10 protein-coding genes are annotated in these 8,346 nt (G+C 74.6%); 4 read left to right on the top strand and 6 right to left on the bottom strand.

Annotation, left to right across the window (positions count from 1 at the left end):
- Positions 1 to 38: 38 nt before the first annotated feature.
- The 3 genes from thiD to ACFU74_RS34370 form a co-directional block, all read right to left on the bottom strand.
- A complete protein-coding gene (thiD, locus tag ACFU74_RS34380; RefSeq protein ID WP_380764013.1) occupies positions 39 to 836 on the bottom strand; it encodes a bifunctional hydroxymethylpyrimidine kinase/phosphomethylpyrimidine kinase in 798 nt (265 codons plus the stop codon).
- A gap of 17 nt (positions 837 to 853) precedes the next feature.
- Positions 854 to 1,879: a 6-phosphofructokinase gene (locus tag ACFU74_RS34375; protein ID WP_380764011.1), complete on the bottom strand. Its 1,026-nt coding sequence runs from the start codon at positions 1,877 to 1,879 to the stop codon at positions 854 to 856.
- 143 nt (positions 1,880 to 2,022) lie between these two features.
- Positions 2,023 to 2,988 (bottom strand): thiamine-phosphate kinase, encoded by a 966-nt coding sequence (locus ACFU74_RS34370; protein ID WP_380764009.1) that lies wholly within the window; start codon positions 2,986 to 2,988, stop codon positions 2,023 to 2,025.
- 217 nt (positions 2,989 to 3,205) lie between these two features.
- Between ACFU74_RS34370 and ACFU74_RS34365 the strand changes: the two genes are divergently transcribed.
- The gene (locus tag ACFU74_RS34365) at positions 3,206 to 3,439 is read left to right on the top strand and encodes an Lrp/AsnC ligand binding domain-containing protein (RefSeq protein ID WP_344334132.1); all 234 of its coding nucleotides are present in this window, start codon (positions 3,206 to 3,208) and stop codon (positions 3,437 to 3,439) included.
- A 20-nt stretch (positions 3,440 to 3,459) separates the two neighbouring features.
- A complete protein-coding gene (locus ACFU74_RS34360; protein ID WP_380764007.1) occupies positions 3,460 to 3,978 on the top strand; it encodes a DUF3515 domain-containing protein in 519 nt (172 codons plus the stop codon).
- A gap of 67 nt (positions 3,979 to 4,045) precedes the next feature.
- On the opposite strand, the gene ACFU74_RS34355 is transcribed toward ACFU74_RS34360, so the two are convergent.
- The 3 genes from ACFU74_RS34355 to ACFU74_RS34345 are packed head-to-tail and all read right to left on the bottom strand — an operon-like array spanning position 4,046 to position 7,072.
- Positions 4,046 to 5,188, bottom strand: a complete 1,143-nt coding sequence (locus ACFU74_RS34355; protein WP_380764005.1) for a D-alanine--D-alanine ligase family protein — start codon at positions 5,186 to 5,188, stop codon at positions 4,046 to 4,048.
- Positions 5,189 to 5,246: 58 nt separating this feature from the next.
- The gene (locus ACFU74_RS34350; protein ID WP_380764003.1) at positions 5,247 to 6,248 is read right to left on the bottom strand and encodes an NAD(P)H-dependent glycerol-3-phosphate dehydrogenase; all 1,002 of its coding nucleotides are present in this window, start codon (positions 6,246 to 6,248) and stop codon (positions 5,247 to 5,249) included.
- Positions 6,245 to 7,072 carry a lysophospholipid acyltransferase family protein gene (locus tag ACFU74_RS34345; protein ID WP_380764001.1) on the bottom strand — a complete coding sequence of 276 codons (828 nt, stop codon included), beginning with the start codon at positions 7,070 to 7,072 and terminating at the stop codon, positions 6,245 to 6,247. Before ACFU74_RS34345 ends, ACFU74_RS34350 begins: the two co-directional genes overlap by 4 nt.
- A gap of 214 nt (positions 7,073 to 7,286) precedes the next feature.
- Here ACFU74_RS34345 and cofC point away from each other — a divergent pair, with 214 nt between their 5' ends.
- A complete protein-coding gene (cofC, locus tag ACFU74_RS34340; RefSeq protein WP_380763999.1) occupies positions 7,287 to 7,988 on the top strand; it encodes a 2-phospho-L-lactate guanylyltransferase in 702 nt (233 codons plus the stop codon).
- A gap of 43 nt (positions 7,989 to 8,031) precedes the next feature.
- On the top strand, positions 8,032 to 8,253 hold the full coding sequence (locus ACFU74_RS34335; RefSeq protein WP_371517044.1) for a hypothetical protein: 222 nt from the start codon (positions 8,032 to 8,034) through the stop codon (positions 8,251 to 8,253).
- Positions 8,254 to 8,346: the final 93 nt, after the last annotated feature.

Here is an 8,346-nt window from a genome sequence, read left to right as displayed (position 1 = left end):
GCCCTCGGGCCCGCCCACAGGCGTTTGCGGCGCCGGGCTCAGCGCCAGCGCCAGGCGTGGTCGACCGGTCCGATGCCGGCGCCGAGCGCGAAACCGCCGGCGATCGCCCCGGTGATGTACTCCTTCGCCGAGGCGACCGCCTCGGGCAGCGCCTCGCCCTTGGCCAGGCCGGCGGCGATCGCGCTGGCCAGGGTGCAGCCGGTGCCGTGGGTGTGCCGGTTGTCGTAGCGCGGCGCCCGGTACCAGTGCTCCTCCCCCGCGCCGCCGTACAGCAGGTCGGCCGCCTCGCCGGCCAGGTGCCCGCCCTTGACCAGCACCCAGCGCGGCCCGAGGTCGAGCAGCGCCTTGGCGGCGTCCAGCATCTGCGCCTCGTCCTCGACCACCCGCCCGGTGAGCTGCGTCACCTCGTGCAGGTTGGGCGTGGCGAGGGTGGCGACCGGCAGCAGCTTCTCCCGGACGGTGGCGACGGCCTCGGCGGCGAGCAGCGCGTCGCCGTGCTTGGAGACCCCGACCGGGTCGACCACGACCGGCGCGCCCACCCCGGCCAGCAGCCCGGAGACGGTCTCGACCAGTTCGATCGACGCCAGCATCCCGGTCTTGACGGCCTGGACGCCGATGTCGTCGACCACGCTGCGGAACTGGGCCCGGACCGCCTCGGCGGGCAGCTCCCAGTAACCCTGGACGCCGAGCGAGTTCTGCGCGGTGACGGCGGTGATCACGCTCATGCCGTGGACGCCGAGGGCGAGCATCGCCTTGAGGTCGGCCTGGATGCCGGCGCCGCCGCCGGAGTCCGAGCCGGCGACCGTGAGAACGCGGGGAGGTGCGGTGGAAGACATGCGCCCAACCTACGCGGTCACAGCACGGCCTCGGACTCCGCCCAGTGCCCCTCGGGGACGGTCTTGAGCCTGGTCACCGCGTCGGCGATCGGCACCAGCCGGATGTCGTTGCGGCGCAGCGCGGTGAAGTGGCCGAAGGCGCCCCGGTGGACGGCCTCCACGGCGTGCCAGCCGAACCGGGTGGCGAGGACCCGGTCCCGGGCGGTGGGGGTGCCGCCGCGCTGGACGTGGCCGAGGATGACCGGGCGGGCCTCCTTGCCGAGCAGGTTCTCCAGTTCGTGGGCGAGGCGGTTGCCGATCCCGCCGAAGGTCCGGTGCCCGAACCGGTCGACCTCGCCGTGGTCGAAGCGCATGGTGCCGGGCATCGGGGTGGCGCCCTCGGCGACGGCGATGATGGCGAACTTCTTGCCGCGGGCGAAGCGGTCCTCGACCATCCGGGCCACCGCCTCGATGTCGAACGGCTTCTCCGGGATCAGGATGCCGTGCGCGCCGCCCGCCATGCCGGCGGTGAGGGTGATCCAGCCGGTGTGACGGCCCATCAACTCCACGACCATGACCCGCTGGTGCGATTCGGCGGTGGTCTTGAGCCGGTCGATCGCCTCGGTGGCGACGTGCACCGCGGTGTCGAAGCCGAAGGTGACGTCGGTGGCGTCGATGTCGTTGTCGATGGTCTTGGGGACGCCGACCACCGGCAGTCCGGCCTCGCTGAACATCCGGGCGGCGGTGAGGGTGCCCTCGCCGCCGATGGCGATCAGCGCGTCGATGCCGATGTCCCGGGCGAGGGTCTTGGCGTTCTCCACCGCCCACTGGATCCGCTCGCGCTGCACCCGGGCGGAGCCGAGGATGGTGCCGCCGAGGGTGAGCAGGCCGGTGACGTCGTCGTGCGAGACCGGGCGGGTGCGGCCCTCGATGAGACCGAGGAAGCCGTCCTCGATGCCGACGATCTCGTCGCCGTGCACATCGGTGCCCCGGTGCACCACGGAACGGATCACCGCGTTCAGGCCGGGGCAGTCGCCGCCGCTGGTCAGTACTCCGATTCGCATGGTGGTGGGCTCTCCCGCTCAGAGTGGTTTAGACCATTATGGTCCAGACCACCCGATGTGAAGGGCGGGCGGCCGGGCCGTGGCCAAGCCTACGCACTCCCCGCCCGCCCGGCCGCCGACCGCCGCCCGGCGCGCGCCCGTTGTCACTCCGCGAAGTGGTCCCAGCCGCCGACCCGGTCCCAGGCCTCGCCGTCCACCGTCACCCGGCCGCCGCGGGCCGCCCGCGCCCGGCCGACCACCTCGCCCACCACCCGCCAGCGGGCGGGCAGTTGGATCCCGCGCGGAAAGGTCGCGGCGATCGCGTGGTCCTCGCCGCCGGAGAGCACCCAGACCAGCGGGTCCACCCCGACCGCCTGGCCGATGTCCGCCATCTGGGCCGGCACGTCGAAGTCGGCCGCCCGCAGGTCGATGTCCACCCCGCTCGCCCCGGCCACGTGCCCGAGGTCGGCCACCAGCCCGTCGCTCACGTCGATCATCGAGGTGGCGCCCAGCTCCGCCCCGGCCGGCCCCGCGTGGTACGGCGGCTCCGGGCGGCGGTGCGCCTCGACGAAGGCCCGCGGCGAGCGGAAGCCGCGCTGCAGCACCGTCAGCCCGGCCGCCGACCAGCCGAGCCAGCCGGTCACCGCGACCACGTCACCCACCTGGGCACCGGCGCGCGTCACCGGCGCGCGCCCCTGAAGGTCCCCGAGCGCCGTGATGGCCAGCGTGATGGTGTCCCCGCGCACCACATCGCCGCCGACCACGGTCGCACCGGCCACCTGGCACTCGTCCCGCAGCCCGTCCATCAGCTCGGTGGCCCAGGTGGTCGGCAGGTCCGCCGGCGCGACCAGGCCGAGCAGCAGCGCGGTCGGCACCGCGCCCATCGCGGCCACGTCGGCCAGGTTCTGCGCGGCCGCCTTGCGGCCCACGTCGTACGCGGTGGACCAGTCCCGGCGGAAGTGCCGGTTCTCGATCAGCACGTCCGTGGTCGCCACCACCCGGCCGTCCGGGGCCTTCACCACGGCGGCGTCGTCACCCGGGCCGAGGTCGACCGCGTCGGTGAGCGGTACCCGGGCGGTCAGCTCCCTGATGAGTCCGAACTCGCCGAGCTCGCCCACGGTCCCCTGCATCTGCCGTCCTCTCGGTTGCGCCCGCCCGGGCGCGTACGTCCTGCGGCCACGCCGCCTCCGCGCGCAGCGTACGCCCTTCGGGGGCGCACGGGTCTCCCCTCCCCGGCCCGCCGGGAGGTAGCGTGGTGATCAGTCTGCCGTGAGCCCGCTCTCCCACCCGACGCCCGACCGGGCGGGCACGGCGGCGATCCCCGTACCCAGCCGCCGGGAGGTCCCCGTGGTCCAGGCCTACATCCTGATTCAGACCGAGGTCGGCAAGGCCAGCGCCGTCGCCGAGTCCATCGCCAAGATCCCCGGAGTCATCCAGGCCGAGGACGTCACCGGCCCGTACGACGTGATCGTCCGGGCCGAGGCGGACACCGTGGACGACCTCGGCCGTCTGGTGGTCGCGAAGGTCCAGCAGATCGAGGGCATCACCCGCACCCTGACCTGTCCCGTCGTCCACCTGTAAGACGCGCATACCATCGGCGGGTGACCCGAGAACCCCTAGTCCCCCGCTTCCTCGCGGCACTGCCGGCCCCCGTCCGGTGGCTGGCGGTGCCGACCGCGCTCACCTGCACCGTCGTCGTGCTGCTCGGCAGCTGGGGCGCGCCCGCCGACCCGAAGGTCGAGACGCCGGAGCCCCGCGGCAAGGCCGCCGAGTACTGCCGCGCGCTCGCCGGCACGCTGCCGCAGGAGCTGCTGGGCCACGCCCGCAAGGACCCGTCCCCGGCCTCCCCGTACGTCGCCGCCTGGGCGTCCTCCCCGAGCATCGTGCTGCGGTGCGGCGTGCCGCACCCCGAGGGGCTGGTCGACGAGAAGCAGGCGGAGATCTCGCCGACGGTCAACGGCGTCACCTGGTGGCCGGAACCGCTCGCCGACGGCGGCTACCGCTTCACCGCCACCCAGCGCGCCGCCTTCGTCGAGGTGACCGTCCCCGGCGGCGCCACCGGCAACCCGCTGGACGCCGCCGCCGCGCTCTCCGACCTGGTCCGGGCCGCCATCCCCTGACCGGGCCCGATGCGCGCGGAGGGCGGTCCCGGGACTCCGGGACCGCCCTCCGTCCGTCCGCGCGCGGTCAGCGCAGACCGGTCGAGCGGCGCAGCGCCGCCTGCAGCAGCCGGTCGATCAGCTCCGGGTACGACAGCCCGCTGGCCTGCCACATCTTCGGGTAGGCCGAGATCGGGGTGAAGCCGGGCATGGTGTTGACCTCGTTGACCATCCAGCCGCCGTCGTCCAGCAGGAAGAAGTCGACCCGGGCCAGGCCCTCGCAGCCGAGCGCCTCGAACGCGGCGACCGCCTGCCGGCGGATCTCGGCGGTCTCCTCCGCGGAGAGCTCGGCCGGGATCCGGACCTCGGAGGAGTCGATGTACTTGGCCTCGAAGTCGTAGAACTCGTAGCCGCCGCCGACCAGGATCTCGGCCGGGACGCTGGCCCGCGGGCCGTCCTCGGACTCCAGCACCGCGCACTCGATCTCGCGGCCGGAGACACCCGCCTCGATGATCAGCTTGGGGTCGTGCCGGCGGGCCTCCTCGATCGCGGCGTCGAGGTCCGAGAGGTCCTTGACCTTGGTGATGCCCATGCTGGAGCCGGCCCGGCAGGGCTTCACGAACAGCGGCAGCCCGAGGCCCGAGGCGCGCTCGCGGACGGCCGCGCGGCCCTCCTCGGTCTCCCACTCGCGCGGCCGGACCACGGTGTACCGCCCGACGCCCAGGCCGTGCGAGGCCAGCAGCCGCTTGGTGAACTCCTTGTCCATGCCGACCGCGCTGGCGAGCACGCCGTTGCCGACGTAGGGCACGCCCGAGAGCTCCAGCAGTCCCTGGAGGGTGCCGTCCTCGCCCCACGGCCCGTGCAGCAGCGGGAAGACCACGTCCACCTCGCCGAGCACCTTGGGGGCGGTGCCGGGCTCGCTCCAGACCACCTCGCGGCTGCCGGGGCCGACCGGCAGCGAGACCTGGCCCTCGGCGGACTCGGCGACCTGGTCGACGCTCGGCAGCCGGCCGTCGCTGATGGCCATCCGGGCCGGCTCGTCGCTGACCAGCGCCCAGCGGCCCTCGTGGGTGATGCCGATCGGCAGCACCTCGTACTTGTCGCGGTCGATCGCCTTCAGCACGCTGCCCGCGGTCGCGACCGAGATGGCGTGCTCGGAGCTGCGGCCGCCGAACACGACGGCGACCCGCGGCTTCGCGGACGGGTTCTGGGAGGTCTGTTCGATGCTCATATCGCGACCGAGGTTACCGTGAGCCGTGTTTCGGGCAGGTGACCGACCCGGACGCGCCTCAGCGCCGCTCGGGCTTGGCCGAGCGGGACATCAGCGCCTGCAGCGCCTCCTGGGTGGGCCGGCCGTTGTGGACGACGTCCACCACCGCCTCGACGATCGGCATGTCGACACCGCTGCGCCGGGCCAGGTCGAGCACCGACTCGCAGGACTTGACGCCCTCGGCGGTCTGCCGGGTGGCCGCGATGGTCTCGGCGAGCGACATGCCCCGGCCCAGGTTGATGCCGAAGGTGTGGTTGCGGGAGAGCGGCGAGGAGCAGGTCGCCACCAGGTCGCCCATGCCCGCCAGCCCCGCGAAGGTGTAGGGGTCGGCGCCCAGCGTCAGTCCCAGCCGGGTGGTCTCCGCGAGCCCGCGGGTGATCAGCGTCGCCTTGGTGTTGTCGCCCAGCCCCATGCCGTCGGCCATGCCGACCGCCAGGCCGATCACGTTCTTCACCGCGCCGCCGAGCTCGCAGCCGATCACGTCGGTGTTGGTGTACGGCCGGAAGTACGGCGTGTGGCAGGCCGCCTGGAGCCGCTTGGCGACCGCCTCGTCGGTGCAGGCGACCACGCTGGCGGCCGGCTGCCGGTTGGCGATCTCCCGGGCCAGGTTCGGCCCGCTGACCACCGCGATCCGTTCCGGGCCGACCCCGGCGACCTCGGCGACGACCTCGCTCATCCGCTTGGCGGTGCCGAGTTCGATGCCCTTCATCAGGCTGACCAGGACGGTCTGCGGCTCCAGCAGCGGCGCCCAGGCGGCCAGGTTCTCGCGCAGCGTCTGCGAGGGCACCGCCAGCACCGCGAAGTCCGCGCCGGCCAGCGCCTCGGCGGGGTCGGTGGTGGCCCGGACCGAGTCGGGCAGCCGGATGCCGGGCAGGTAGTCCGGGTTGGTGTGGGTGGCGTTGACGGCGTCCGCCAGCTCCTGGCGGCGGCCCCAGAGGGTCACCTCGCAGCCGGCGTCACCGAGGATCATCGCGAACGCGGTGCCCCAGGAGCCGGTGCCGAACACGGCGCAGCGGGTCACTTGCCACCCTCCTCGTTCTCGTCGGTGCCGCCGGCCCGGCCCGGTCGGCGGGCCGCCGCGGCGGCGGCCCGCTTCCGGGCGGCCTCCCGCATGTCGTACCGCTCGGCGGGCGGCTCCTCGCCGCGGATGTCGGCCAGCACGGCGGTGATCGCCGCCATGATGTCCTCGGTGGCGTCCCTGAGCACCTGGGCGGTCAGCTCCTGGCCCTGGTACCTGCTCAGGTCGACGGCCGGACCGGCCGCCACCGTCACCCGGTGCCGCGGGAAGAGGTTGAACCTGCCCTTGCCCGAAGCGCCCCTGCCGTACGGCGGGATGATCTCGTGGGCGCCCCAGTGGGCGACCGGGATGACCGGGGCGCCGGTCATCAGCGCCACCCGGGCGACGCCGCTCTTGCCGGTCATCGGCCACAGGTCCGGGTCCCGGGTGAGCGTGCCCTCCGGGTAGAACTGCACGCACTGGCCCCGGTCGACGGCGTCGATCGCCGACCGGAACGCCTGCGCCGCGTCGGTGGACTCGCGGAACACCGGGATCTGGCCGGTCTTGCGGAGCATGAAGCCGATGAACGGGACCGAGAACAGCGAGGACTTGCCGAGGATCCGCGGCGGACGCCCGCTGTTGTACTGCCAGTGCGCGTACACCACGGGGTCGATGATCGAGTTGTGGTTGACCGCGGCGATGAAGCCGCCCTCCTTCGGGAGGTGCTCCCAGCCCCGCCAGTCCGGCTTGACCAGGGCGGTCGTCACCGGCTTCACCAGCACGGCCGCGAAGCGGTACCAGAAGCCGTAGTCGGCGTTGCCGAAGCTGGCGTACGAGCGGCGGGCCACCCCAGGTCCTCCTCATCCGTGCGGCACGCCGGCGTGCCGCGGTCGATCTCGCCGCCGCGACCCTCTCGGGGCGCGGGCGCGGAACAGTCTCACCCGACCTCTCACCGGCTGTCGAGCGACCCCGCCCACCCGCCGCGCGGGCGTGATCAAACGCACGTCCGCACAGCTCGGACGGCCTGGCGAGGGTTCCGGGGCCGGCGTCACAATGACGCCGATGACCCAGGACACCGTACGCCCCAGCGGGCCCGTCGCGCCCCCCGCACCCGCCGCCGGCTGGTCGCTGGTGCTGCCCCTCAAGCCGCTCGCCCAGGCGAAGTCCCGGCTGGCCCCGTTCGCCGGCCCGCACCGCCCGGACCTCGCGCTCTCCTTCGCCCTGGACACCGTCACGGCCGCGCTGGCCGCGCCCGGGGTCGGCCGGGTGCTGGTGGTCACCAGGGACGCCGCGGCCGGCGCGCGGCTGGCCGGACTCGGCGCCCTGGTGGTGGACGACGAACCCGGCGGCGGGCTCAACGAGGCACTGGCGCACGGCGCGGCGGCCGCGCTGGTGCTCGCGCCCCGCGCGCCCTTGGCCGCGCTGTCGGCGGACCTGCCGGCGCTGCGCCCGGCCGAGCTGGGCCGGGTGCTGGCGGCCGTGCCCGCGGTGGGCCGGGCCTTCCTGCCGGACGCCCCGGGGCTGGGCACCACCCTGCTGGCCTGCGCCCCGGGCAGCGCGCTCGCTCCCGCGTTCGGGGACGGCTCGCGTGCCCGGCACGCGGCCGGCGGGGCCCGCGAACTGCGGCTGCCCGGCGTGGAGTCGGTCCGCCGGGACGTCGACACCGGGGAGGACCTGGCCGAGGCGCTGGCGCTCGGCGTCGGCCCGCACACGCGCGCACTGGCGGCCCGCCTCGGCCACCTGCCGCCGCAGCGGCCGCGCTGAGACAGCCGGGGGCGCTGTCGGTGGCCCTCGCTATGCTGCTGCCATGCAGGCCACCGCGTTCACCTTCGACCCCGCCACCCGGGCCGGCTCCGTGCTGCTCGACGACGGGACCCCGGTGCCGTTCGACGCGGCCGCCTTCGACGCGGGCGGCCTGCGGCTGCTGCGTCCCGGCCAGCGGGTGCGGATCCGCACCGAGGGCACCGGCGAGGCCCGCCGGGTGGTGTTCGTGACGCTGCAGACCTTCCCCGACCCGGCCGCGGGCTGACCCCGCCCGCCCCCGGCCGTTCCCCGGGAGGTCCCGGGACAGCGCAGAGCCGTGGCACCGCCGTGCCCGGAAATCCGGGGGCAGGGCGGTGCC

It is taken from the genome of Kitasatospora sp. NPDC057500 (assembly GCF_042802195.1).
Taxonomy (GTDB): Bacteria; Actinomycetota; Actinomycetes; order Streptomycetales; family Streptomycetaceae; genus Kitasatospora.
The sequence above is the reverse complement of the archived record's forward strand: the minus strand, read 5'-3'. Positions and strand labels throughout refer to the sequence as shown.